At 68.5% G+C, this 22,695-nt stretch carries 23 protein-coding genes; 9 read left to right on the forward strand and 14 right to left on the reverse strand.

What is annotated here, in order from left to right:
- The first annotated feature begins 12 nt into the window (after positions 1 to 12).
- From BM133_RS34520 to BM133_RS07215, 6 genes are all read left to right on the forward strand, one after another.
- Positions 13 to 309: a hypothetical protein gene (locus BM133_RS34520; RefSeq protein ID WP_143100093.1), complete on the forward strand. Its 297-nt coding sequence runs from the start codon at positions 13 to 15 to the stop codon at positions 307 to 309.
- A gap of 199 nt (positions 310 to 508) precedes the next feature.
- On the forward strand, positions 509 to 2,971 hold the full coding sequence (locus tag BM133_RS07195; protein WP_093435130.1) for an alkaline phosphatase family protein: 2,463 nt from the start codon (positions 509 to 511) through the stop codon (positions 2,969 to 2,971).
- 133 nt (positions 2,972 to 3,104) lie between these two features.
- Positions 3,105 to 4,505 (forward strand): cytochrome-c peroxidase, encoded by a 1,401-nt coding sequence (locus BM133_RS07200; RefSeq protein ID WP_256219198.1) that lies wholly within the window; start codon positions 3,105 to 3,107, stop codon positions 4,503 to 4,505.
- On the forward strand, positions 4,502 to 5,185 hold the full coding sequence (locus BM133_RS07205; protein WP_256219079.1) for a hypothetical protein: 684 nt from the start codon (positions 4,502 to 4,504) through the stop codon (positions 5,183 to 5,185). Before BM133_RS07200 ends, BM133_RS07205 begins: the two co-directional genes overlap by 4 nt.
- Positions 5,186 to 5,255: 70 nt before the next feature.
- Positions 5,256 to 5,927 (forward strand): hypothetical protein, encoded by a 672-nt coding sequence (locus BM133_RS07210; RefSeq protein ID WP_093432625.1) that lies wholly within the window; start codon positions 5,256 to 5,258, stop codon positions 5,925 to 5,927.
- A 28-nt stretch (positions 5,928 to 5,955) separates the two neighbouring features.
- On the forward strand, positions 5,956 to 6,843 hold the full coding sequence (locus BM133_RS07215) for a 2OG-Fe(II) oxygenase (protein WP_093432627.1): 888 nt from the start codon (positions 5,956 to 5,958) through the stop codon (positions 6,841 to 6,843).
- A gap of 18 nt (positions 6,844 to 6,861) precedes the next feature.
- Here BM133_RS07215 and BM133_RS07220 read toward each other — a convergent pair whose 3' ends face one another.
- The 5 genes from BM133_RS07220 to BM133_RS07240 are packed head-to-tail and all read right to left on the reverse strand — an operon-like array spanning position 6,862 to position 11,554.
- Entirely contained in the window at positions 6,862 to 7,875 is a 1,014-nt protein-coding gene (locus BM133_RS07220) for a 2Fe-2S iron-sulfur cluster-binding protein (RefSeq protein WP_093432628.1), read from the reverse strand.
- Positions 7,872 to 8,822, reverse strand: coding sequence for a PdxA family dehydrogenase (locus BM133_RS07225; protein WP_093432630.1), 951 nt, complete (start codon positions 8,820 to 8,822; stop codon positions 7,872 to 7,874). Before BM133_RS07225 ends, BM133_RS07220 begins: the two co-directional genes overlap by 4 nt.
- 2 nt (positions 8,823 to 8,824) lie before the next feature.
- Complete coding sequence (locus BM133_RS07230; protein ID WP_093432631.1) at positions 8,825 to 9,289, reverse strand: aromatic-ring-hydroxylating dioxygenase subunit beta; 465 nt, start codon at positions 9,287 to 9,289, stop codon at positions 8,825 to 8,827.
- Between the two features lie 39 nt (positions 9,290 to 9,328).
- Positions 9,329 to 10,573, reverse strand: a complete 1,245-nt coding sequence (locus BM133_RS07235; protein WP_093432633.1) for an aromatic ring-hydroxylating dioxygenase subunit alpha — start codon at positions 10,571 to 10,573, stop codon at positions 9,329 to 9,331.
- Between the two features lie 12 nt (positions 10,574 to 10,585).
- Positions 10,586 to 11,554, reverse strand: a complete 969-nt coding sequence (locus BM133_RS07240; RefSeq protein WP_093432635.1) for a Bug family tripartite tricarboxylate transporter substrate binding protein — start codon at positions 11,552 to 11,554, stop codon at positions 10,586 to 10,588.
- A gap of 139 nt (positions 11,555 to 11,693) precedes the next feature.
- Between BM133_RS07240 and BM133_RS07245 the strand changes: the two genes are divergently transcribed.
- Entirely contained in the window at positions 11,694 to 12,437 is a 744-nt protein-coding gene (locus BM133_RS07245; RefSeq protein ID WP_256219080.1) for an IclR family transcriptional regulator domain-containing protein, read from the forward strand.
- A 33-nt stretch (positions 12,438 to 12,470) separates the two neighbouring features.
- Here the strand turns inward: BM133_RS07245 and BM133_RS07250 are convergent, their stop codons facing one another.
- The 4 genes from BM133_RS07250 to BM133_RS07265 form a co-directional block, all read right to left on the reverse strand.
- Positions 12,471 to 14,963 (reverse strand): DUF6351 family protein, encoded by a 2,493-nt coding sequence (locus tag BM133_RS07250; protein WP_143100094.1) that lies wholly within the window; start codon positions 14,961 to 14,963, stop codon positions 12,471 to 12,473.
- A 192-nt stretch (positions 14,964 to 15,155) separates the two neighbouring features.
- Positions 15,156 to 15,677 carry a GAF domain-containing protein gene (locus tag BM133_RS07255; RefSeq protein ID WP_371286329.1) on the reverse strand — a complete coding sequence of 174 codons (522 nt, stop codon included), beginning with the start codon at positions 15,675 to 15,677 and terminating at the stop codon, positions 15,156 to 15,158.
- 1 nt (position 15,678) lies between these two features.
- The gene (locus BM133_RS07260) at positions 15,679 to 16,644 is read right to left on the reverse strand and encodes a Bug family tripartite tricarboxylate transporter substrate binding protein (RefSeq protein ID WP_093435136.1); all 966 of its coding nucleotides are present in this window, start codon (positions 16,642 to 16,644) and stop codon (positions 15,679 to 15,681) included.
- Positions 16,645 to 16,688: 44 nt separating this feature from the next.
- Entirely contained in the window at positions 16,689 to 18,524 is a 1,836-nt protein-coding gene (locus BM133_RS07265) for a gamma-glutamyltransferase family protein (protein WP_093432640.1), read from the reverse strand.
- 93 nt (positions 18,525 to 18,617) lie between these two features.
- Here BM133_RS07265 and BM133_RS07270 point away from each other — a divergent pair, with 93 nt between their 5' ends.
- The gene (locus tag BM133_RS07270; RefSeq protein ID WP_093432641.1) at positions 18,618 to 19,559 is read left to right on the forward strand and encodes a LysR family transcriptional regulator; all 942 of its coding nucleotides are present in this window, start codon (positions 18,618 to 18,620) and stop codon (positions 19,557 to 19,559) included.
- Between the two features lie 38 nt (positions 19,560 to 19,597).
- Here BM133_RS07270 and BM133_RS07275 read toward each other — a convergent pair whose 3' ends face one another.
- The 3 genes from BM133_RS07275 to BM133_RS07285 form a co-directional block, all read right to left on the reverse strand.
- Positions 19,598 to 20,380, reverse strand: coding sequence for an exodeoxyribonuclease III (locus tag BM133_RS07275; RefSeq protein WP_093432643.1), 783 nt, complete (start codon positions 20,378 to 20,380; stop codon positions 19,598 to 19,600).
- A 98-nt stretch (positions 20,381 to 20,478) separates the two neighbouring features.
- Complete coding sequence (locus BM133_RS07280) at positions 20,479 to 20,793, reverse strand: hypothetical protein (RefSeq protein WP_093432645.1); 315 nt, start codon at positions 20,791 to 20,793, stop codon at positions 20,479 to 20,481.
- A gap of 150 nt (positions 20,794 to 20,943) precedes the next feature.
- Positions 20,944 to 21,369 carry a low affinity iron permease family protein gene (locus BM133_RS07285; protein WP_093432647.1) on the reverse strand — a complete coding sequence of 142 codons (426 nt, stop codon included), beginning with the start codon at positions 21,367 to 21,369 and terminating at the stop codon, positions 20,944 to 20,946.
- Between the two features lie 78 nt (positions 21,370 to 21,447).
- Here BM133_RS07285 and BM133_RS35115 point away from each other — a divergent pair, with 78 nt between their 5' ends.
- Entirely contained in the window at positions 21,448 to 21,618 is a 171-nt protein-coding gene (locus tag BM133_RS35115) for a hypothetical protein (RefSeq protein ID WP_177224740.1), read from the forward strand.
- Between the two features lie 44 nt (positions 21,619 to 21,662).
- On the opposite strand, the gene BM133_RS07295 is transcribed toward BM133_RS35115, so the two are convergent.
- Both BM133_RS07295 and BM133_RS07300 read right to left on the reverse strand, forming a co-directional pair.
- Positions 21,663 to 21,953, reverse strand: a complete 291-nt coding sequence (locus tag BM133_RS07295) for a DUF1330 domain-containing protein (RefSeq protein ID WP_093432651.1) — start codon at positions 21,951 to 21,953, stop codon at positions 21,663 to 21,665.
- Positions 21,954 to 22,036: 83 nt separating this feature from the next.
- Positions 22,037 to 22,687, reverse strand: a complete 651-nt coding sequence (locus BM133_RS07300) for a helix-turn-helix domain-containing protein (protein ID WP_256219082.1) — start codon at positions 22,685 to 22,687, stop codon at positions 22,037 to 22,039.
- Positions 22,688 to 22,695: the final 8 nt, after the last annotated feature.

Here is a 22,695-nt window from a genome sequence, read left to right on the forward strand (position 1 = left end):
GATTGGGCTTCGATGGCGTCGAACCGCGACGCGTTATTCGCCTGCGCGGCTTTCACGGTCACGCATTGCCCGGCATCGGGTAATTCCGCCTGGCGCTGTTCAGCCGGCGCATCGCATTCCAGTTCTTGCAGACATTTCGATCGTTCTGCATCGATCGCGTACTTCCTGCAATTGGCAATTCATTTGCGAAGCGGCGGAGAAAAAGAAAGCCGGTGGCGGGTCGGCTTTTCTCTGGATATCTCCTCGATGGACGCCTTTGATTTCTTTCCGATCAAGAAGTCAGCTTGCGGTCAGTTAATTTGGTTTTGAAAATTTGATTGGCTTCGGACACCGCCATTTATTAGCCAGGAATTAGCAAAGAAATAGGCGCTCTTTTGACACAAAGATGTCACCCGCTATTTCTACATTTCTCCTCGAAGTGGCGTTTCGTATTCAAAACGCACGATGCCCGGCATCCCCATGCAGGCCAGTCAAAACCATCCATAACTAACTGCCCCGGATATATATGATGATTTTCGAAAAACGAGTCTTGCTCTCGTCATTGACGACAGTTGCGGCCTGCGTGCTCGCCGCGTGCGGAGGAGGGAGCGACGGGAACAGCGGCTTCTTCCCGATCATCACGCCGCCCGGCAACACGACCACCAACACGGGCGGCAACAGCACCACCCTCAGCGGCGTGGTGGCGGCCAGCGGTTTCGTGCCGGGCAGCACCACGGGCAACCCGACCCTGAAGCCCGGCTACTACCAGAAGGCCACGGTCTTCGTCGATGCCAACGGCAACGGCGTGCTCGACAGCGGCGAAACCTCGACCACCACCGATGCCAGCGGCAAGTTCACGCTGACGGCCACCGCGACCGGCCAATTGGTGGCCGATATCGGCACCTCCGCGATCAATACCTCGACCGGCGCCACGGTGGCCAGCCACCTGGTGCTGCGCGCTTCGGCCGCGCAGATCGCCGACCAGGGCGCGGGCAAGATCGTCATCAGCCCGCTGTCCAGCGAAGCGCAGCGCCTGGTGGAAGCCAACGGCAGCAGCTACGCGGCCGAAAAGGCCAACCTCGTCGCACGCCTGAACGGCCCGGCCTTCAACCTGGGCGACGCCACGTTCAACGACCCGCTGGCGGACGTCAACGGCCTGAGCGGCGCCACCCAGTACGCGGCGCTGTACCAGGACAACGAACTGACCAACCGCTACACCTACGCCACGGCCAAGCTCGATCGCAAGGACATGTTCCCCGACAACCTGGCCGTCGCGGGCGGCGACCCCCGCCTGGCCGGCCTCTCGGGCGTGACGCTCACCAACACGGACGGCACCAAGGCCACCCCCTCGGTGCCGACGCAGAAGCAGGCACCCATCACCTTCGCGCAGGCGCAGCAGGCGGCCTTCAGCGTGGAGGGCGTTCCGGCCTACGACAACATCTTCGTGATCATCGAGGAGAACAAGTCGACCGACGTGATCGTGGGCAACTCGCGGGCCGTGAACATCAATCACATCCTGAACAACTACAACCAGCTGAGCACGTACTACTCGACCGGCAACCCCTCCGAGCCGAACTACACCGCCCTGGGCGGCGGCGACGACTTCGGCATCACCGACGACAACTGGTTCGGTTGCGGCGCGGTCGGCCCCTACGCGGTCACCGACATCGCGTTCGCCGGCGGCACGGCCTCCGACGGCCAGCCCCTGCCCGTGCAAGACAAGCTCCCGCCGGCGAACAGCGCCAGCCGCGCCGGCTACAGCGCGGCCAGCACGAGCTGCGGCGACGCCCCGAGCACCGGCACCGTGCACAACGTTCCCGGCGCGAACCTGTTCACGCTGATGTCCAGGACGGGCCGCACGATCCGCACCTACAGCGAATCGATGAACCCCGGCCAGGATGTGCGCGGCGACAGCATCGCCGACGGCAGCGTGGTCGCCACGTACGACACGAGCCGCCTGAAGGGCGTCACGAACCTGGATGGCTCCGCCATTCCCGCCCTCGTCGGCACGACCAACTTCGCGGTGGTGGGCGGCCTGTACAAGGTCAAGCACGGCCCGTCGATCGCCTTCCAGGACGCGCGCAACCTGCCCGAGTTCGCGGCCACCAACCGCACCATCTTCGGCACGCAGTACCAGGAAGCCGACTGGCTCAAGACCGCGGCCTACAAGGTTCCCAGCGGCTGGGTGTACGACCAGTTCAGCAAGGACCTGGCCACGGGCGACGTGGGCAACATCAACTTCATCGTTCCCGACCAGTGCGACGACATGCACGGCGTGGGCAGCGACACGAGCTGCCAGGGCGGCAACGACGGCCAGGGCGTGAACATCAAGCGTGCCGACATCTACCTTGGCATGACGGTCAAGGCGATCCAGAACTCGGCGCTGTGGAAGAACCCGCACAAGCGCGTGGCGATCGTGGTCATGTACGACGAAGGCGAAGGCGGCAGCAACGGTTCGTGCTGCGGCTGGAACGCGGGCGGCAAGACCTCCGGCGCCGCACCGGTGACCGTGGATGCGAGCGGCAAGGCCACGGCCACCACGCCGCCGAGCAACTACGCCTCGGGCAACTTCGGCCACGGCAATTCGATCTTCGGCATCATCTCCAACCAGCAGGACGTGGGCACGGCCAAGAAGAAGGTCGCGGACAGCGACGCCTACAGCCACTTCTCGTTCGTGCGCACGCTGCAGGACATGTTCCAGATCGCCGACCCGGCCGTCGATGCGACCTACCTGAACCGCGCCAAGTATTCGGAAGCGTTCATCACCGCCAACATCGCGGCCCTGCCGGAATACGCAAGCAGCGCGGACACGCACTTCGACTCGGTGCGGCCGATCAACCATGCCTACGTGATCCCGGGCAACTACACGCAGAAGCTGTACGCGCCCGACATCGACGGCCAGGTCGACTCGGCCACGGGCCAACTCCAAGGCAAGATCACGCCGCAAATGGGGCCTGACGCAAGCCAGTCCAACGTCTGGGCGACGAAGTAAGGAAAAGACTGTCACACGCAAGAGCCGCGGGGGCATCGGAGGCAGGACGCGAGCCGTCTTGCCTTCGGGCCGTCCGCGGCGTGACAGCTTTTGCGGGATGCAACGGTCAATGATGAATCTGGCAATGGACAGGATGGTCCCGCTCGTCATGGCGCTCTCGGTAGCGCTGTTGGCTTTGACGGCTTGCGATGGCAAGAGCGCGGCAACCGCGACCGCAAGCACCGCCGCCCCCCGCACGCCGGCCCTGAGCACCCAGGCGCAAGTCGGGCAGCTGGCCTTCTTCGACAAGAACCTCTCGGGCGGCAGGAACATGTCGTGCGCCAGCTGCCACGACCCGCAATACGCCTACGGCCCGCCGAACAGCATCTCGGTGCAACTGGGCTCCGACATCACGCAGACCGGCGCGCGCGCCGTGCCATCGCTTCGCTACCGGGAATCGACACCGGCTTTCAGCCAAGACGCCCCGAACCCCGACGGCGTGACCTCCAACTCGCCCGGCGGCGGCTTCATGTGGGATGGGCGCGGTGCGACCATGGCGGCGCAGGTCGCGCTGCCGCTGCTCAACCCGGTCGAGATGAACAACACCTCCAGGGAGGCGGTCGTGAAGGCGGTTCGGGACGGCGCCTATGCGGGCCTTTTCAAACAGGCCTTCGGGGCCGGCATCTTCGACGACACCGACGCCGCCTTCGACGCCCTGGGCACCGCGATCCAGGCGCTGGAGACGGAGGACCTTAGCTTTCACCCGTACAGCAGCAAATACGACCTCTACGTCTTCAACAAGATCGGCGGCACGCTGACGCCGGCCGAGCGTCGCGGCGAGGTGCTGTTCCACAGCACCGGCGTGTCCAACTGCTCGGGCTGCCACTACACGGGCGCCAACTTCAACGGCAACTCCGGCCTCATGACGGACTTCACCTACCAGGCCCTGGGCGCGCCGCGCAACGACAGGTCGATCCCGAACAATCCGGACCCGATCCCGGCCAACGACGACCCCAGGTACTTCGACATGGGCCTGTGCGGTCCCTTCCGCACCGACCACATGCCCGCGACGCCGGCCACGGCGAATCCGTACTGCGGCATGTTCAAGGTGCCGGTGCTGCGCAACGTGGCGACGCGGGGCGCGTTCTTTCACAACGGCGTGCTCCACTCGCTGGACCAGGTCGTCAACTTCTACAACACGCGGGACACCAACCCGGAGTACTGGTATCCGGCGCACAGCGATAGCGCTGGCACCGGCACCGCGCAGGCCAACCCGGCCTGGGCGCTGCAGCCCACCTCCGTGCCGGGCGCCACGGTCGACAGGTACAACGACCTCCCGCACGCGCAGCAGGGCAGCATCGACGAGGAAGTGCCGCTGGGCACGGGCGAGGGCGGCGATAAGACACTCGCCAGCGGCACGCGGCCGCGCGCACCCGGCTCCCCGCCGGTCATGACGCCGCAGCAGATCGCCGACCTGGTCTGCTTCCTGGGCACGCTGAGCGACGGCTACCAGCCTTCGTCCGCGCCATCCACTGCCGGCAGGTGCGTGAAGTGAGGACGAAGACAAGCGCGGTCTTCCGGCGCATCGGCGGCGGCACGTTGCTGCTGGCGCTGGTCTTGCTCACCGGCTGTGACAACGAACAGGCGCGCCTTCCGAGCCAGGAGAACTTCACGGCGGCGACCAACGACTATCTCGCGCAGCGCGGCCATGTGTGCCTGGCCAAGTACGAGTGGCCGATCACGGTGACGGCCGGCTCGCGCGAACCCGACGCCCGGCAGATGCCGGTGCTCGAGAAGCTGGGCCTGGTGACCGGCAAGGATGCCGTCGCCACCCCCCCAAAAGCTGCGGGCGACGCCAATGCCCAGCCGGCGGCGGCCGTGCCGGCCCGCGAATACGCGCTGACCGATGCGGGGCGCAAGTTCTACCTGCGGGTGCCCGTGGTGATCCGCACCACCACGCAGAACATCACGCACCCGGCCGACTTCTGCGCGGCCACGCTGAGCCTGGATCGCCTGATCGGCTGGGACCCGCCGCAAACGCGCGACGGCCGCACGGCGACCTCGCTGCTCTTCACCTACCGCATCGCGCCCGAACCCTGGGCCGCAACGCCCGAGGTGCAGCAGGCCTTTCCGTTGCTGGCGCGCGCCATGCAGCGCGAAGGAACGATGCAGGTGCGCCTGGGCGTCCACCTGACCAAGAGCGGCTGGGTGGCGGACGAACTGGATGCGCACTAGCCGAAACCTTCCGCCAACCGGTGCGGCATCGCGCCTTTCATCGCTACCCGAAAAATCAACCAGAGCCTTCATGAATCTCCGCTTTATCCGCCAGGGCCGGCATGCCCGGAACTCGATCAAGACCCTGACCGGCATGGCCTTGCTCTGCGCGCTGGCCGCATGCAGCGCCGGCCGCGACGCCGATGCACCCACTGCCCAAAATCTCGCCGCGCCGCTGGATGACTACCTGGCCCAGCGCGGCGACATCTGCCTGGCGATGTTCGACTGGCCGATCGACCTGACCGAAGCCGAGGCCGGCTCCGGTGCACGCCATGCCATCCAGTTTCCGGTGATGGAACAGCTGGGCCTGGTGCACAGCACCATCGTCGCCGTGCCCAAGAGCAGCGAGAACCCGGACGGCGCGGTCAAGCGGTTCGACCTCACCGACACCGGCCGCACGTTCTACAAGCCGCATTCGTACGCGGCCCACGGCGCCGAACATGCCAACGATCTGTGCGTGGCGCATCTCAAGCGCGAGCAGATCGTGGACGTCAAGGTCGATGCCTCCGACGCGCAGCATCCGCTGGCGGTGGTGAGCTACACCTACCAGATCGACACGGCGCCGTGGATGCAGAACGCCGACGCGCAGCGCGTGTTCCCGATGATCGCGCGCATCGCCAACGGCGCGGGCGGGAAGCTGCAGCTGCGCCAGGGCTTCAAGCGCGGCGACAAGGGCTGGGTCGCCCAGCTGGGGCCGGTTTGATGCGCGTGCGCGGAATCCGCGGAGCCTCATGAGCACCGTCGTCCGTTTCTCGCCTGACCTGGGCCGCTGGCTCACGCACAACCTCGATGCCGGCCAGGCGCCGCTGGCGCTGGTGGCCGCGATGCGGGGGCAGGGCATGAACGAGCGGGCCGCGCAGGCCATCGTCGCGGCCTACGTCGATGCGCGCCGGCGGGGCGGGCCGATGCCGGCCGACGCCATCGAGCTGCCGGACGAGGCCCCCTCCAAACCCGTGGCACGGCTTGCGCCGGGCACCCGAATCCCGGCGGCCGACCGCGAGATCGTCGTGCACTCGCGTGGCGACGATCCGGTCTTTGCCGCGCTCGGCAACGTCGTGGACGCCGACGAATGCAAGGCCCTCATCGAGATGGCACGGCCGCGCCTTGCGCCTTCCACCCTGGTCGATCCGACGAGCGGCCGCGACGTGGTGAGCGACAAGCGCGCGAGCTGGGGCATGTTCTTCCGCCTGGGCGAGAACGAGCTGGTCGCCCGTCTCGACCGGCGCCTCTCGGCGCTGATGAACCTCCCGCTGGAAAACGGCGAGGGGCTGCAGCTGCTGTACTACCCGAGCGGCGCGGGCAGCGAGCCTCACTGCGACTACCTGGCGCCTACCAACGCCGCCAACCGCGAATCCATCGCGCGAAGCGGCCAGCGCGTGAGCACGCTGGTGACCTATCTCAACGACGTGCCGGACGGCGGCCAGACCGTCTTCCCGCACCTGGGCCTGGCGGTTTCGCCGATCCGTGGCAATGCCTGCTACTTCGAGTACTGCGACGACAACGGGCGCGTCGATGCGCGGTCCCTGCATGCCAGCGCGACCGTGACCCGGGGCGAGAAGTGGGTCATGACCAAGTGGATGCGCCAGCGCCGCTTCGTGGCCGGGGCGGGGACGGCGTAGTCCCCGGGAGTTTTCCACTCAAGAGTGAGCGGCCGGCCCTTCGACGAACACGTCGGAGTGGAAGTCGCCCGCGTCGAGCCCGCGATGCCGCAGCGCCGCGTCGCGCACCGCATTCACCATGGCCGGCGAGCCGCAGCAATACAGCTCGTGCCCCCGCAGATCGGGACACGTGGCCAGCAGCGCTTCGTCGGCACGGCCCGCGAAGTCGGCATCGCCCGCCGCACCGCCGTCGCTCAGCGCGCTGACGAAGCGCATCTGCGGCCACTGCTTCTGCCAGCGCGCGACCGCCGGGCGCAGGTAGATGCCGTCGGCCTGCCGCGCCGCCCAGATCAGCGTGAGGGGCCGGTCGATGCGCCGCTTGAGCATGTCGTCCAGGATGGACTTCACCGGCGCGAAGCCGGTGCCGCCCGCCACGAACACCACGGGCCGCGCCTGTTCCTCCTGCAGCGAGAACGCGCCGAAGGGCAGCTCGATGTCGACGAGCTCGCCGGCCGCCAGCTGCGGCACGCGCGCGCTGAAGGCGCCGCCCGGCACGTGGCGCACGTGCAGCGTGACGGCATCGCTCTCGTGCGGCGCATTGGCCATGGAATAGCTGCGCGTGCTGCCGTCGGGCAGCGACAGCTGCAGGTACTGCCCGGCCCTGAACTTCGCGCGCTGCCCCGTGGGCAGGCGCAGTTGCAGCACCGACACGTCGGGCGCGGCCAGCTCGTTGCGGAACACCTTCGCCGTGAAGCGCTTGCGCGCGGCGGGGTCGATGCGGCGCATCGCGGTCGGCGCGATCTCGAGGTCGCCGCGCGGCGCGCACATGCAGAACAGCACCTGGCCCGGCAGGCAGGTCTCGTTGGTAAGAGCGCCCGTCCCGACAGCCTCCACTTCGCCGCGCACCACGGAGCCGGCGCAGTTGCCGCAGACGCCTTTGCGGCACGAGTAGGGCAGTTCGATGCCGGCGCGCGCCGCCGCGTCGAGCACGCTCTCGTTGCCGGCGCATTCGAAGGCGACGTCGCTGCCCGCGATGGCGATGCGATGGCTCATGCGAGGCCTCCCGACAGCAGCGCGATCGTGCGAAGTACGGCTTGCGGATCGGCGATGCCGCGCCCTGCGATGTCCATGGCGCTGCCGTGCCCGACGCTCGACAGCAGCGCATCGGCGCCGATGCTGAGCGCGCTGGCAGCCTGCGGCGCGAGCAGCTTGACCGGGATGTGGCCCTGGTCGTGCAGCATCGCGACATACAGGTCGTGCCCACGTTGGGCCAGCAGCATGTCGGCGCCGGCCGGGCCGTGTACGCGCAGGCCCTCGGCGCGCAGCGTGTCGACGGCGGGCACCACGATGGCCGTGTCTTCGGGGCCGAACAGCCCGCCTTCGGACGCGTGGGGGTTGATGCCGAACACGCCGATCGACGGATCGGCCACGCCCAGCAGCGCGCAGGCCTGCGCGCCCGCGCGGACGGCGTGCGCGACCAGTTCCGGGGTCAGCCGGTCGAGCGCGGTGCGAACGCTTTCGTGCAGCGTGGCGTGCACGATGCGCAGGCCGCCGCCCACCAGCATGAGGAACACGCGGTCTTCGGGCACGCCGCACACGCGCGCGACCAGCGACGGGTAGCCGCTGAACGCGATGCCGGCCTGGTGGATGGCGGTCTCGTGGTGCGGGCAGGCGACCACGGCGTCGACCTCGCCGCGCCGGCAGGCTTGCAGCGCGGCGGTGGCGGAGGCGACGGCCGAGGCGCCCGCTGCCGCGTCGATGCGGCCGGGTACCGCGGCGCTCGCGGGCAGTTCGCCCGCGTTCACGAGCCGCACGTCGCGCAGCAGCGCCGTCATGCCCAGCTGTGCCGCCGTGCGCTCGAACACGCTGGCCGGGCCGTAGAGCGTGAGGCGCGCGCGGTCGATTTCCGGCAACGCGGCGAGCGCCTTCAGCGCGATCTCCGGGCCGATGCCGTTCGGGTCGCCGGCGGCCAGTGCGAGTTGGCGGGAGGGGGCGTGCATGGTCACAGCGGCAGTGCCAGCAGCGTGTCCGTCACGGTGCTGTCGCACACGGCCACGCGCGACTGCAGGCGCAGCTGGCCGTCCTGCCGCACGAAGCGGTCCTGGTAGACGCCGGTGGCGAACACCTCGGTCTGCCCCGTGGCCATGATGCGCGCCACGAGGAACGGCGTGCGTGCCTCCGCGGATCCGGCGTCGGACTTCTGCACCAGCGGCATGCCCAGCAGGTGCCGGTAGCGCTGGCGCTCGTAGATGTTGGCTTCGCGCAGCGCGGCGATGCGGTCTTCGAGCATGGCGCGCGAGTCGGCGTAGACGATGCCGGCCGCAAGGCCTTCGCGCTCGTTCTCGATGTGGGTGATGCGGTAGTGGCAGTCTTCGGTGAAGAAGCCGGGCCATTGCTCCAGCGCATCGCTGTCGATGGCATCGGCGTAGGCCGCGTTGAAGGCGCACAGCGCCAGCAGGTCGATCATGTGGGAGGTCCTCGTTCTTCGGGTGCGGCTCGGGCGGGCTCAAGTGCCCATGTGCTGGCGGTAGGCCTTCCAGAAGCCGCGCACCGAGGCCTCCGTGGCACGGCCTTCGCCGGAGACGGCCGCATCGCCGCCCATTTCGACCACGGCCTCGTGGTCCGCCGCGCCGGCGATGCCGCGCTGCACGAAGCCGCCGACCGCACCGTCTTCCATCGAGATGAAGCCTGCGGGCCCCACCAGGTTCGACTGCTTCAGGCGCACCTTGCGCTGCTCGGGGGTGTCGTCGGCGTAGCCGATGTAGGTCCAGTTCAGTTCGGTGCGCGCCGTGCCCTTGGGCAGCACCTGCCGCACGGCCAGGCAGTTCTGGATCTGCTGCAGCACGAAGCCGGGGAACACCGACAGGATCTGCAGCGTCACGCCGTCGTCGTACTCCTTGAAGCCGGCCAGCACGCTCGGGTCCTTCAGCCGGTAGCGGTCATTGTCGGAGCGGAGGGCCTGCTCCTTGTACGACGCATCTTTTTCGGCGGCCGTGTCGATCATCGAGAAGCTCACATGGTGGCCGCCGGTCTCGTCCACGATCACGCCGCCTTTCTGCGACAGGCGGTTGAGCTCGAAGGTGGTGAAGAACATGTGCAGGAGGCTCGCGTGGTAGCTGTCCTTGACGTTCTCCACATACAGCTTCCAGTTGTTGGGCAGCGCCTGCGTGAAGCGGCCGATGACCTCCACCGGCTTGTGCAGCACGCGCTCGATGCGCTGGCAGATCTCCTCGCCCAGGTACTCCTCGATCGAAGGCACGTCGTCGCTGAAGCTGCCGAACACCAGGCCAGAGAAGGTTGCGATGCGCAGCTTGCGCGGGCCGTGCGCTTCCTTGCAGAAGCTCGCGGGCATGCCGCCCTGGCCCTTCACGCCTTTTTCGAAAGCGACGCCGGTCAGGTCGCCCTGGCGGTTGTAGCTCCACGCGTGGTAGACGCACTGGAAGTTGTCGCTGCGGCCCGATTTCTCCAGGGCGATCAGCGCGCCGCGGTGTGCGCAGCGGTTCTCGAAGGCATAGATTTCGCCGTCGTCGTCGCGCACCACCACCACCGGCGTCTCGCCCGCGAAGGTGGTGCGGTAGCTGCCGGCGTCGGGCAGTTCGGCCTCCAGGCAGAGGTAGTTCCACACCGGGCCGCGGAAGATGCGCACCTGCTCGTCGGCGGCGAGTTGCGCGTCGCTGTACACCGCGAACGGAATGCGCGTGAGGCCGGGGCCGGACCAGTGGACCGGCTGGGGTTGGATGTCGTTGTGCATGAGGCTCTTCGCTTATTCCATGGTGACCTTGGCGGCCTGGATGACCTTGTGCCACTTGGCCGATTCGGTCTGGATGAACTGGCCGGTGCGCGCGCTGTCCCAGCCGCGCGGCTCGGCGCCCTGTTCGGCAAATTTCTGCTTCACGTCGGGCAGCGCGAGCGCCGCGGCCATCGCCTTCTGCGTGGCATCGACCGTGGCCGCGGGCGTGCCCGGGGGCGCGACGACCGCGAACCACGTGACCGCGTTCATGGCCGGCAGCTTCTGCTCGGCGAAGGTGGGCACGTTGGGCAAGGCCTTGGAGCGCTGCTCGTCGGCCACCGCGAGGATGCGGACCTTGCCGGTGCGCTCGAACTGCAGCGACGAGGAGATGTTGTCGAAGAACACGTCCACCTGCCCGCCGATGAGGTCGACCAGTGCGGGCGCGGTGCCCTTGTAGGGCACGTGCGTCATCTCGGTGCCCGTGAGCTGCATGAACAGGCTGGCCGTGAGGTGCGAGGTGGTGCCGTTGCCCTGCGAGGCGAAGCTCACCTTGCCGGGGTTGGCCTTCAGGTAGGCAATGAACTCGGCCACGTTGTGCACCGGCAGCCTGGGGTTGACCACCAGCACGTTGGGCACGGTGGCCAGCACGGTCACGGGCACCCAGCGCGCCGGATCGAACGCGAGCTTCTTGTACAGGTGTTGGTTGATGGCGATGGGCGCCGGCGGCGAGGCCAGCAGCGTCTTGCCGTCGGGCTCGGCGCGGAACACCACGTCGGCGCCGATGTTGCCGCCCGCGCCGGTGCGGTTCTCGACCACCACGCCCGCGGGGTACAGGTCGCGCAGCTTGTCGGCCACCACGCGGGGGAGGATGTCGGCGGTGCCGCCTGCGGGGAAGGGCACGACCAGGCGTGCGATCTTGTTGTCGTTCTGTGCCTGGGCCTGGGCCATCAGGCAGGCGCAGGCCAGCAGCGCAAGCGTGCGCCGGGTGAGTCTCTGGAACATTGGTTGTCTCCGTGTTCTTCGTGCATCGAGGGGATTCCAGTGTCTCGTTGCCAGGGCGTGCGCAACAAGCTAGATTTGCGCAATGCGCAAAAACCAAGACGGTTCTCCCAATGAGGAGACGGTACCGGACAAGAACTTCGTGGCCTCCCTGCAAAAGGGCCTCGACGTGCTGACCTGCTTCGGCCGCCAGCACAGCCGCCTCACGGTGTCGGAAGTGGGGCGGCTCACGCAGAGCTCGCCCGCGTCAGCGCGCCGCTCGCTGCTCACGCTGCAGGCGCTGGGCTATCTCGACAGCGACGGCAAGCGGTTCTGGATGCTGCCCAAGGCGCTGCTGGTGGCGCATGCGTACCTTGCGTCGCGGCCCGCGCCTTCGCTGGCGCAGCCGCTGCTCGATGCGCTGTCGGAGCGCACGCGCGAGTCGGCCTCGCTGGCGATGCTGCAGGGCGACGACGCGATCATCATCGCGCGCTCGACCGCGCGACGCAGCCTGAGCACGGGGCTGGGCATCGGCTCGCGGCTGCCGGCGTATTGCGCGGCGCTGGGGCGCGTGCTGCTCGCGGGCCTGCCGCCCGAAGAAGCGGCGCGGCGCGTGCGCGCCATGCCGCGCCCGCGCCTGAGCCCGCGCACCGTCACCGATGCGGGCGAGGTGCTGGCGCTCATCGCGCGTTGCCGCGAGGAGGGCTACGCCAGCAACGACGGCGAGCTCGAACTGGACGTGCGCTCGATGGCCGTGCCCGTGTTCGACCGATCGGGCCAGGTCATGGCCGCAATGAGCATCGCCGTGCGCGCCGAGCGCATGACGCTGGCGGAGGTGCGCGAGACTTTCCTGCCGGCATTGCGCAAGGCTGCCGGCAGCCTGGTGACGCGGCTGCACGCCGCATGATTCAGGCGCGCGGCGCGCGGCCGATCACGACGATCACGAACTCGCCGGCCGCGGGCCCAGCGGCTTGCCGCCGGCACCGCCCCTGAAGGTCATCGGCGCCGCCGTCTGCACCTGCCCCACGCCTGGCTTGCTCCAGTCGCACACGCCTTGCGCGAAGGTCACTTGCAGGCGCGACCACTGGATGGGCGAGAAGGTGACGGGCGCGTAGTCGGCAGCGGCCAGCGGCTTCAACTGGCATTTCAGGATGTCTTCCGCGAGCGGTCCGCCGGCGACCTGGCGCGGCGAGCCTTGCGGCAGCAGCACCGGGTCGGCGTCGCAGGTCGCCGTGTTCAGCACCTTGGTGGAGAACGTCGTGTCGGCCGACAGGTAGCACAGGTCCGATGCGGCAGCCGGCTTCGCGGCGGCCACCTGCTGCTGGGTGCGCTCCGCGTTGGTCCATTCCTTCGGGCTCGCAGTCACCAAGCCCGTGAGCCATGCATCCATCGCGAGGAACGCTTCGACAGGAATCGAAGGCGGCGTGCCCGCCGGACCGAAACGCCACAGCGCATGGTTCGCGTGCCCGCCCGCCGCCGCATCGATGCGGGCCCGGTGCGAGTAGCTGCGCCAGTACTGGTGGATGCCCGCCTGGCCGATCGGGAGGTTGTAGGTCTCGTCGTAGGCGCGAAGGTCGATCGTCGCCACCTTGGCGAGGTTGGCGCCGGGCGAGACCAGCCCCGCGCGGTAGGCGATCGACAGCGAATCGGCGTCCGCCACGGCGCGCGCGGTGGAGAGGTTGCCGTCCGTGTCCGAGCCGCCGACCTTCTCGTTGAGCGTGACGAACTCCTCGGCGGAGATCGCACCCGACTTCAGCGCCCTGAGCCCGTACTGGATGCCCACGTTGTCCATGTTGCTCAGCCCGCGCACGCCGCTGGGCGCGAGCGCGTTCGCCGTCGTGCCGTAGACGCTCGATGCGCCGTCCGTGATGCCGCAGCGCGGCCCGGTGGGATTGGCCGCGGGGTCGTAGACCAGGGAGGCCGGGAGCTGGCAGTTGTTGGTCGGCGCACCGGTCGGCACGATCGCGCCGGTGGCGTTGTCGGCCACGCCCAGCGGCGTGTAGTTGCCGGCTTTGAGGAGCCCGCCGAAGAAGGTGAGCCACCCATGGCAGGCGGTGTGGTCCAGGTGCCCATTGATCGCCTTCTTCTTCGCGTTGACCTGTGCCGGGTTCGAGCCCGCCTGCAAGGCCGTCCACGCAGGCGACTGGTAGAAGTTGACCAGCTGCACGCAGTCCATCACCTCCATCGCCGTCGTCTCGGAGTCGGCGAAATCGACGCCCAGCTGCGTGCCGTCGATCACGCCGGGAAGCAGCGAAGCCACGCTGTTCTGGTTGATCGCACCGCCCGAGCCGCCGTTGCCCATCATGTAGAGCACCTCGCCGTAGCTGTCGATGACGTGCTCCTTCATCATGAGCGTCGTCTCGGCGACCAGGTAGCGGTTTCCGTTGAGCTGGGAGTCGGTCATGCTGTTGTCCACGACCATGAAGCCGCGCGAGAGCGCCGCATCGTCGGCCCAGTTCTGCGACGAGCGGAACTGCAGCCGCGGAAAGCCCGTGCCCGCGCCGAAGGAGTAAAGGAGCTTGCGGTTCCATTGGGGCTGCGGAGTGGTCGCGGTCCAGGGCGCCGCCGGGTCGAACAGCACGGCGATGTCATAGATGCCGCGGTTGATCGTGCCGCGCTCCACGCGAACGATGTAGGGCACCTTTGCACCGGTCGTCGTGGTGGTGCTCGCGACCGCCGATGCGGACGTGGTGCCGGCCACGTAGGGCTGCAGGCACGAGTTGGCCGGCGTCGACGGAACAGGGCCGCCCGCGGCGGCGGGGCTGGGGTCGGGCAATACGAACGAGCAGCCGCCATCACCCGGCGCCGCCGTCACAGGAGTGAGGGTGCGATAGAAGAGCTTGAACTCGGTGGCGATGCTGCACTGCGCATCGGTGGCGCTGGTCGAGAGGCCGCTGGCGTTCGACGCAGGCGTCGCCCCCGCGCCGGCCATGGGCGCTGGCGTGGCGCAGACGTAGGGCGTGAACTGCGTGCTCGACAGCACCGGACCGCTGCGCGGCGCGTTGACGACCGTGAGCGTGGCTTCGCGGCTCAGCTTGGTGCTCGCCTTGATCGTGTTCGATCCCACCGCCAGGCCGGTGGCAAGCCCGGTGATGCGGCCGTCGGCACGCTTGGCGAACGCACCGGTGATGTCGCTGCCGTTCAGCGTGACTTTCAGGCCGCCGGCGTTGCCGCCTTCGGGAATCAGCTCGACCAGCACATCGCCGCCGCTGACCAGGTCGGCGCGGGTCGAGAGCGTGCGTACTTCCATATGGCCCGTAGCGCCACCGTCGCCGCCGCTGCCACCACCGCCGCCATTCCCGAAGTTCCAGGGGAACCCGCCACCGCCACCACCGCCGCCGCAAGCGGCAAGCAGCAGGGACAGGCTCGCCGTCGAACCGGCCAGGCGCATCTGTCGGGGAAAGCGCATCGGCGCGCGCGTCGGTCTTGTCATGGTTTGTCTCCTGTCCTGCACTGCAGCGCACGCCTTTCGGGCCGGCCGGCCCGAACGAGGCGGCGCGCGCCTTGGACATGGAGATTCTTGGACGACCCGGCGCCGCCCGTCCTATCCTGGCGATGCCATCCGCATGACTTTCGGGACGCCCGAGGGTTTGCCCCCGGGGCGGGTCTCTACCGGTTCACGGGCTCATCGCATCGCATCGCCGCGTTCGCGCAGCACCCAGGGCGTGGCCAGCAGCGCCAGCAGCCGCACCAGCGCAATCTCCTCTGGCATCCAGCGCGCCCGGGCGCCCAGCACGTTGAAGGTCGCGGCGCACCGGCCGTCTTCCAGCAGCGGCACGTTCACCACGGCGCGCAGGCCCAGCGCGGCGATGAGCGCGTGGTCGTCGAACACTTCGGCCAGGGCCTTGTCGCCTTCGCCGATGAAGACCTCGGCGCGCACGACCAGTTGCCGCGTCCACGGCGTGAGCGTCTTGCGCTTGCGGCCGGCCACCGGGTAGGCCTGCGGATTGGAGGACCACAGGCGCTGCAACTGCACTTCGTCCGGCGGATCGTTCGAGGTCGTCGCGTTCAGGTTCACCGTGAGCAGGCCCGGGCCGAGCAGCGCGAGTCGCGCCGTCTCGATGTGCGCCATCGCGGCATCGAAGGCGGTGGCGCGCGACAGCGTGTCGCAGAGCGGCACGCACACCGCCAGGGGCAGCACGTCCACGTCAGTCAAGCTTGATCCCCAGGTCCTTGATGATCTTGTCGTAGCGCTGGGTGTCCTTGCGGAGCGACGTGGCCAGCTGCTCGGGCGTGCTCTTGACCAGCTCGACGCCCATCGAATCCATGCGGGCGCGAACCTCGGGCACGGCCAGTGCCTTGTTGATCTCGCTGTTCAGGCGCGTGACCAGTTCGGCGGGCATGCCCGCCGGCCCGAACGCGGCGTACCAGACGCTCATCTCGTAGCCCGGCAGCGTCTCGGCGACGGTGGGCGTGTCGGGCAGCAGCGAGGAGCGCTTGGGCTCGGTCACGGCCAGGAGGCGCAGCTTGCCCGCCTTCACGTGCGGCAGCGTCTGCGTGCCGGCGGAGAACAGCACCTGGGTCTGGTTGCCCACGGTGTCCAGCACGGCCGGCGCGCCGCCCTTGTAGGGCACGTGCAGCATGTCGATGCCGGCGGCCTTCTTGAACATCTCGGCGCTCAGGTGGTTGGTGGAACCGCCGCCGGCCGAGGCATACGCGAGCTTGCCAGGGTTGGCCTTGGCATATGCGATGAACTCGCGCAGGTTCTTGGCCGGCACCGAAGGATTGATCACCATCGTGTTGATCACGTTGGCCACCAGCGCGATGGGCGTGAAGTCGTCCGTGCCGTTGAAGGGCATGCCGGGCATCAGCGTCGGGTTCATCGCATGGGTGCTCATCGAACCGATCAGCAACGTGTAGCCGTCGGGCTTGGCCTTGGCGACGAAGTTCGAGCCGATGTTGCCGGAGGCACCCACCCGGTTGTCCACGACGACGGGCTGCCCCATCGACTTGGTGAGCTGCTCGGCGATGGCGCGCGCCAGGATGTCGGTGGAGCCGCCCGCGGCCCAGGGGACGATCAGCGTGATCGGCTTCTCGGGGTAGGCGGCGAGGCCGGCCTGCGCGGTGCAGGTGAGGGCCAGCAGAAGCAGGCCGCGCAAGACGCGTTGGAACATGGTGATGAGGTCCTTGGAACGAAGATGAAAAAAGCGCCGGCCGATCAACGGCCCACGGCATAGCCCTGCATGCCGCGCGGATTGGCACCGGCGCGCAGCAGCAGCCGGCCTTGGGCATCGCGCTCGCGGCTGCAGGCGGACATGCGACTTTCGGACCAGGCATCGCCGACCTGCACGCGGTGGCCCATCGCGCGCAGCGCCTCGAGCGTCTCGGGCTCGAAGCGCGATTCCAGCGTGAGCGTGTTGAGCGTGGTCTGGCGCGGCCAGAACGAACTGGGCGCGTGCTTGACGTGCCAGGCCGGCGCGTCGATGGCCTGCTGCAGGTTCAGGCCGTGCACCGCATGGCGCAGGAAGAAACCGACCGACCACTGGTCCTGCTGGTCGCCGCCGGGCGTGCCGAACGCCATGTACGGCTGGCCGTCGCGCAGCGCCATCGACGGCGACAGCGTGGTGCAGGGCGCGACGCGCGGCTCCACGGAGCCGGGCAGGCCCTCGTCCAGCCAGCTCATCTGCAGCCGCGTGTTCAGTGCGAAGCCCAGCGCCGGAATCGTCGGGCTGGACGACAGCCAGCCGCCCGAAGGCGTGGCCGCGACCATGTTGCCGTGCCGGTCGATCACGTCGATGTGGCAGGTGTCGCCCACGAAGATCTCGCGCTCGGCCCATTCGGCGACCGGCGGCAGCGCGGCGAAGGTGGGCTCGCCGATGCCGAAGCGCGTGTCGGCGGTGCGCAGCGTTCGTGCGCTCACGTCCAGGTCAGGCAGGCGCGGCGCGAGGTCCAGGGGCGCGCCGGGCCGCAGCACCTCGGACGCACGTTGCAGATCGACCATGGCCCAGCGCTCGCGCAGGTACGCGTCCGACAGCAGCGCCTCTTGCGCATCGCCGCGCGCACCGGACGCCGTGCCGTACCACGCGAGGCGGTCGGCCAGCGCGAGCTTGGCGGCTTCGGTGATGCGATGCACGAAGCCCGCCGAGCCGGGCACGTGGTGCTCCAGGCCCGCGTGGCGCAGCATGCCCAGCTGCTGAAGGAAGGCCGGGCCCTGGCTCCAGAAGCCGCACTTGGCGACCGTGTAGCGCCCGAACTCGGCCGTGAGCGGCGCCTCGGCTGCGACGCGCCATTCGGCCATGTCGTCCAGGCGCAGCAGGCCGGCATGCGCCTCGCCGCTGCTGTCGCGCACGGTGGTGTTGCGGCAGTAGCGATCGATCTCGCGCGCGACGAAGCCCAGCTGCCAGGTGCGGATCGCCGCATCGATCACGCCGGTGCGGCCGCTGCCTTCGCGCTCGGCCGTCTCCACGACGCGGCTGTAGGTCGCGGCCAGCGCCGGCAGCCGGAACAGCGAGCCGGGCTGCGGCAGCTTGCCGCCGGGCAGCCACACCTGGGCCGACGCGTGCCAGTGTTCCAGGAAGAGTCCGCGCACCGCCAGGATCGCTTCGGCAACCCGTGGCGCGAGCGGAAAGCCTTCGCGCGCATAGCCGATCGCCGGTGCCAGCACCTCGGCCAGCGACCACGTGCCGTGCTCGCGCAGCAGGGTGAGCCAGGCAGAAAAGGCGCCCGGCACCGTGGCCCCCAGGAGGCCGATGCCCGGCACCTGCTCGAAGCCAAGGGCGCGGAAGGTCGAGGCGGTGGCGTCGGCCGGCGCGCAGCCTTGTCCGCGCAGGGCGTGCATGCGCTGCTCGCGCTCGCTCCACAGCAGGATCGGCGCCTCGCCGCCGGGGCCGTTGAGATGCGGCTCCACCACCTGCAGCACGAAGCCGCCCGCCACGGCGGCGTCGAAGGCGTTGCCGCCGCGCTCCAGCACGCCCATCGCGGTCTGCGAGGCCAGCCAGTGGGTCGATGAGGCGACGCCGAAGGTGCCGGCGATTTCAGGGCGGGTGGTGAACATGCGGCCGAGTGTAGGAACACCGGATAGCCAGAAGCACATATTTGCTGATGAATGCATGCATCCATTGCTATGCCTCTCGCTTAGGATCGCCGCATGTCAGCGCCGACGCTCCAGCACCTCACGCCGCGGCTCAAGCTGCGCCATTTCGCGCTTCTTGCCGAACTCGAACGGCAGCGCTCGGTCAGCCGCGCGGCCGAGCACCTTGGCCTCAGCCAGCCGACCGTCACGCGCGCGCTGGGCGAGATCGAGAACATCTTCATGACCCCGCTGTTCACCCGCAGCCGGCGCGGCCTGGAGCCCACGGCCGCGGGCCTCCTGGTGCTGGCGCGGGCCCGTGTGGCGCTGGCCGATGCGCAATCGCTGGGGCAGGACCTGGCCGCGCTCGGCACCGGGCTGCAGGGGCGGCTGCGCATCGGCGTGCTGCCTTTTCTTGCGCGCGCGACGCAGGATGCCGTCTGGCGGCACCTCCTGGCCGTGCGGCCGCGCCTGGGCTTCGTGGTCGAGGAGGCCACGACGCATGTGCTGGTGCAGGCGGTGCGCGCACGCACGCTGGACTGCGCGATCTGCCGCTTCACATCGGCCAGCGCCGAAGCAGGGCTGGCACAGGAGTTTCTCTACACGCAGGAGCCGCGCCTGGTGGTGTCGCGCGCGGCCGCGCAACGGCTGGCGCGGCGCGGGCTGGACTGGGAGGCCTTTGTTTCCCTGCACTGGATCTTTCCGCCGGAGGACACGCCGATCCGCCAGATGATCCATTCGATCTTCGCCTCGGCGGGGCAGCCGGTGCCGGTTCCTCTGCTGGAGGCCTACGCGCAGAAGACGCTGGTCTCGGTGCTGCGGCACATGCCCGACGCGATCACCATCCTGCCCGACGACATCGCGCAGGAAGTGGCCGACGCGAGCGGCGCCCGCGTGATGCCGCAGCGCCTGCAATGGAACCTGCCGCCCGTGGGCGTGGTGCGGCTGCACGATGCCGCCAATGCGGTGATCGTGGATGAGATGACGAGAGCGCTGCAGGGCATTCGCCGCGGGGATTAGATCCCGAGGCCGCAGCCTGTTTGCGCTTGAAGATGTGCCTACGCCGGGGGAATGTCGAGCTCGATCCAGGCCGGCGCATGGTCGCTCGCGCCGGTGCGCCCGCGCACGTCGCGGTCCACGCCGGCATTGCGAAGCATCGGCGCGAGTTCGGCGTTCAGCAGCAGATGGTCGATGCGAAGTCCGGCGTCGCGCGGATAGCGGTTGCGCCAGTAGGTCCAGAAGGTGAAGGGCACGCGGCCGGGATGGCTCGCGCGGATCGCGTCGGTCCAGCCTTGCTTGAGCAATTGCGCGAACGCCGCCCGGCTTTCGGGCTGCAGGAGCGCGTCGTCGCGCCACGAGGCCGGGTTGTAGATGTCGGCATCGGTCGGCACGACGTTGTAGTCGCCGGCCAGCACGACGGGCAGGCCGCTCGCGAAGAGTTTTTTCGCATGCCTGTTGAAGGCTTCGAACCACCGCAGCTTGTAGTCGAACTTCGGCCCCGGCTGCGGATTGCCGTTGGGAAGGTAGAGGCAGCCGATCAACACGCCATCGACCACCGCCTCGATGTAGCGGCTCTGCGTGTCGGCTTGCATGCCCGGCAGGCCGCGCCCGGTGTCGATCGGCTCTTTTCCGCGCGCAAGGATGGCGACACCGTTCCACGCGCGCTGCCCGTGCGCGACGATGCCGTAGCCCGCACTGCGGATCGCATCGACCGGCAGGTTGGCGTCGGGGCTCTTGAGCTCCTGCAGGCAGGCGACATCGGGCTTGGATTCGGCAAGCCATTCGAGCAGGCGGGCAAGGCGGCTGTTGATGCCGTTGACGTTGAATGTGGCGATCTTCATCGTGTGGGCAGGCGGGGAGGGGGACGGGAAAGCGCGAAAGACGATGGCGAAATCTTCCGGCCTTCATCGCGCCGGTGCGGGCCGCGGTGGCAGGGCGCCTACCTGATGCGGTTCTCGATCGGATCGGCAGGCGGCCGCAAGACAAGCTCGAAGGCCGGACGCCGCCCGCGCTGCACCGGCGTGGTGGCCTCCGGCGCACCGGGCTGCGGCGATGCCGCGCCGAGCGTGCCCCACAGGCTGGCGAAACGAACGTCCGCTTCCTTGCGCAGCCTGGCGATCTGCTCGATGCGGTTGTCAGGAATGGCCAAGCGCCCGCCCTGCGTGCGCTGGTGAAGCTGATGGATGGCCGTGTAGGCGGCAGTTTCCGCCGCCATCCAGGCAAGGAATGCAGCAGGGGTGGGTTCTTCGGCCATCGGTGTCCTTCGGTGATGTCTTGGCGTGTCCGCGCGCGGCGTCATCAAATCTAGAAGCCTTCTCGCGGCGCCTTGTAGTCCGGCGCCGCCAAGGTGCGCCCGAATGCGCCGTCGTGGGGGTCGCGTGAAAGTGCGGCGCCCGGGTTGCCGTCAGCCGTCGGTCGGGTCGGCCTTCTCGTGGCCGCGTCGGCGGCGCTCGGCCCGCGTGCGCTCCAGCGTGGCGTGGCTTTCCCTGGCCGCGGCCTCACAACGCTCGTGCAGGGCGGTCAACTCGTGGTCGGTGAGCTTCTCGATGCCCATGAATTCGTTCTGGGCGTTGGAGGACCGGATCAGTTCGTCCAGCTTGGTCTGCAGCGCCACGCCGTCGCGGTTCTGCGTGTTCTGGATGAGGAACACCATGAGAAAGGTGACGATGGTCGTGCCCGTGTTGATGACCAACTGCCAGGTTTCCGAGAAGCCGAAGAACGGCCCGGCCACCGCCCACGCGATGACCACGGCCACGCACACCAGGAAGGTGAGCGGGCTCCCCGCGATGTGCGCGATCTTGTTGGCGAACGAGGCGAACAGGCGGTCCATGAATGAAATCTCTCCTTGCGCTGAAGCTACGCGCAGGCATGCCGGCCGTGCGTCGTCCGGCGCCGCGAGAGGGACTTCATGGAGATGCTGCGCATGCGTGGGTGCGCGCGCCACGCATGGCGCGACCGAACGACGCCGGCGCTCGCCCAGTCAGGCATCGGCACCGAAGAGACATCCGGCGTCAATTCGCTGCCGGTCTTGCCGGCCTGCATGCAGGAGAGAAATCCAGGGGAAGCGCGCGTCGCCTGACCGCCGTGAGAAACAGCCTTCGCCGCACGCCTGTCCCCGATCGCTCAAACCCCTTCGATGACCCGCAGATCCCGTTCGGCGCCGTCGCCCAGCGCGGCAAGCGCGGCCTGGTAGCCAGGGCTGTCATGCGTCGCTGTCGCCTGCTCGATGCTGTCGAATTCGATCAACACGGTGCGTTCGGACAAACCGAATTCGTAGACCTTCGCCGGCAGGCCGCGCGCGAGAAAGCGCCCGCCGCCGGCAGTGATCGCCGGGCCGGCCAGTTTCGCGTAGGCCGCGAGTTTGTCGGCGTCCTTGACGGCACGGTATGCACTGACCCAATAGGCTTTTGCCATGGTGATCTCTCTCTGGTTGATGAATGAATGAATGATGTCTCGGCCCGTCGCGGCGGCGATTTCGATTTTCGCGCCGTGCGGATTCAGGCCACGTCGTCCATCGACGGAACGCCCGGTTCGTTGCAGCAGACCACGAGGATCTGCGCGCCCTCATCGCCGCCGTTCACGTAGAGGTGGCCCAGCCCGCTGTCGAAGTAGATGCTGTCGTGCTTCTCGAGTCGCTCGACGCGCCCGTCGACGAAATGCATCTCCAGCGCACCGTCGAGAACGAAGATGAATTCCTCGCCCGGATGCCTGCTGAACTCGCCGGGCCGAAGCACCGAGTTGGCTTCGACGCGGCCGAGCATGGGGGTCATCTTCTTCGTCGTCACCTGCGTGGCCAGCATGCCGTACAGGTAGCGTTCGGAGTGGTATTCGACGACGTCCTGGTTGCGTGTCACCACCACGCTGCCGGCAATGAAACCGGCCGGCTGGCTGCCGAACAGCGTCGACAGATCCAGTTGCAGCGCCGCCGCCAGTGCAGCGAACTTTTCGTAGCTGAGCGCAAGCAGGCCGCGCTCCGCCTTGGAGATGGATGCCACCGAGACCTGCGACTTGATCGCCAGTTCGGTCAAGGTCAGTTGCTGTGCCAGGCGAGCGCTGCGCAGCCGCGCGCCCAGCTCTGTCTTGTCCAGGACGATGCCTTGGCCGGAGGTGGAGGAGGGCGGGGCTGAGGAGGCGATGGAAGGCTTCATTAAAATTT

The sequence above is a fragment of the Variovorax sp. 770b2 genome, assembly GCF_900115685.1.
Lineage (GTDB): Bacteria > Pseudomonadota > Gammaproteobacteria > Burkholderiales > Burkholderiaceae_C > Variovorax.

What these genes read in the sequence shown, in the direction of transcription:
- BM133_RS35115 (WP_177224740.1), top strand. Translation starts at nt 21,448, where the DNA reads ATGGAGATGCTGCGCATGCGTGGGTGCGCGCGCCACGCATGGCGCGAC.
- BM133_RS07295 (WP_093432651.1), bottom strand. Translation starts at nt 21,953, where the DNA reads ATGGCAAAAGCCTATTGGGTCAGTGCATACCGTGCCGTCAAGGACGCC.
- BM133_RS07230 (WP_093432631.1), bottom strand. Translation starts at nt 9,289, where the DNA reads ATGATCGACCTGCTGGCGCTGTGCGCCTTCAACGCGGCCTACGCCGAT.
- BM133_RS07300 (WP_256219082.1), bottom strand. Translation starts at nt 22,687, where the DNA reads ATGAAGCCTTCCATCGCCTCCTCAGCCCCGCCCTCCTCCACCTCCGGC.
- BM133_RS07260 (WP_093435136.1), bottom strand. Translation starts at nt 16,644, where the DNA reads ATGTTCCAACGCGTCTTGCGCGGCCTGCTTCTGCTGGCCCTCACCTGC.
- BM133_RS07215 (WP_093432627.1), top strand. Translation starts at nt 5,956, where the DNA reads ATGAGCACCGTCGTCCGTTTCTCGCCTGACCTGGGCCGCTGGCTCACG.
- BM133_RS07195 (WP_093435130.1), top strand. Translation starts at nt 509, where the DNA reads ATGATTTTCGAAAAACGAGTCTTGCTCTCGTCATTGACGACAGTTGCG.
- BM133_RS07275 (WP_093432643.1), bottom strand. Translation starts at nt 20,380, where the DNA reads ATGAAGATCGCCACATTCAACGTCAACGGCATCAACAGCCGCCTTGCC.
- BM133_RS07280 (WP_093432645.1), bottom strand. Translation starts at nt 20,793, where the DNA reads ATGGCCGAAGAACCCACCCCTGCTGCATTCCTTGCCTGGATGGCGGCG.
- BM133_RS07270 (WP_093432641.1), top strand. Translation starts at nt 18,618, where the DNA reads ATGTCAGCGCCGACGCTCCAGCACCTCACGCCGCGGCTCAAGCTGCGC.
- BM133_RS07235 (WP_093432633.1), bottom strand. Translation starts at nt 10,573, where the DNA reads ATGCACAACGACATCCAACCCCAGCCGGTCCACTGGTCCGGCCCCGGC.
- BM133_RS07240 (WP_093432635.1), bottom strand. Translation starts at nt 11,554, where the DNA reads ATGTTCCAGAGACTCACCCGGCGCACGCTTGCGCTGCTGGCCTGCGCC.
- BM133_RS07210 (WP_093432625.1), top strand. Translation starts at nt 5,256, where the DNA reads ATGAATCTCCGCTTTATCCGCCAGGGCCGGCATGCCCGGAACTCGATC.
- BM133_RS07265 (WP_093432640.1), bottom strand. Translation starts at nt 18,524, where the DNA reads ATGTTCACCACCCGCCCTGAAATCGCCGGCACCTTCGGCGTCGCCTCA.
- BM133_RS07285 (WP_093432647.1), bottom strand. Translation starts at nt 21,369, where the DNA reads ATGGACCGCCTGTTCGCCTCGTTCGCCAACAAGATCGCGCACATCGCG.
- BM133_RS07200 (WP_256219198.1), top strand. Translation starts at nt 3,105, where the DNA reads ATGGTCCCGCTCGTCATGGCGCTCTCGGTAGCGCTGTTGGCTTTGACG.
- BM133_RS07220 (WP_093432628.1), bottom strand. Translation starts at nt 7,875, where the DNA reads ATGAGCCATCGCATCGCCATCGCGGGCAGCGACGTCGCCTTCGAATGC.
- BM133_RS34520 (WP_143100093.1), top strand. Translation starts at nt 13, where the DNA reads ATGGCGTCGAACCGCGACGCGTTATTCGCCTGCGCGGCTTTCACGGTC.
- BM133_RS07250 (WP_143100094.1), bottom strand. Translation starts at nt 14,963, where the DNA reads ATGACAAGACCGACGCGCGCGCCGATGCGCTTTCCCCGACAGATGCGC.
- BM133_RS07225 (WP_093432630.1), bottom strand. Translation starts at nt 8,822, where the DNA reads ATGCACGCCCCCTCCCGCCAACTCGCACTGGCCGCCGGCGACCCGAAC.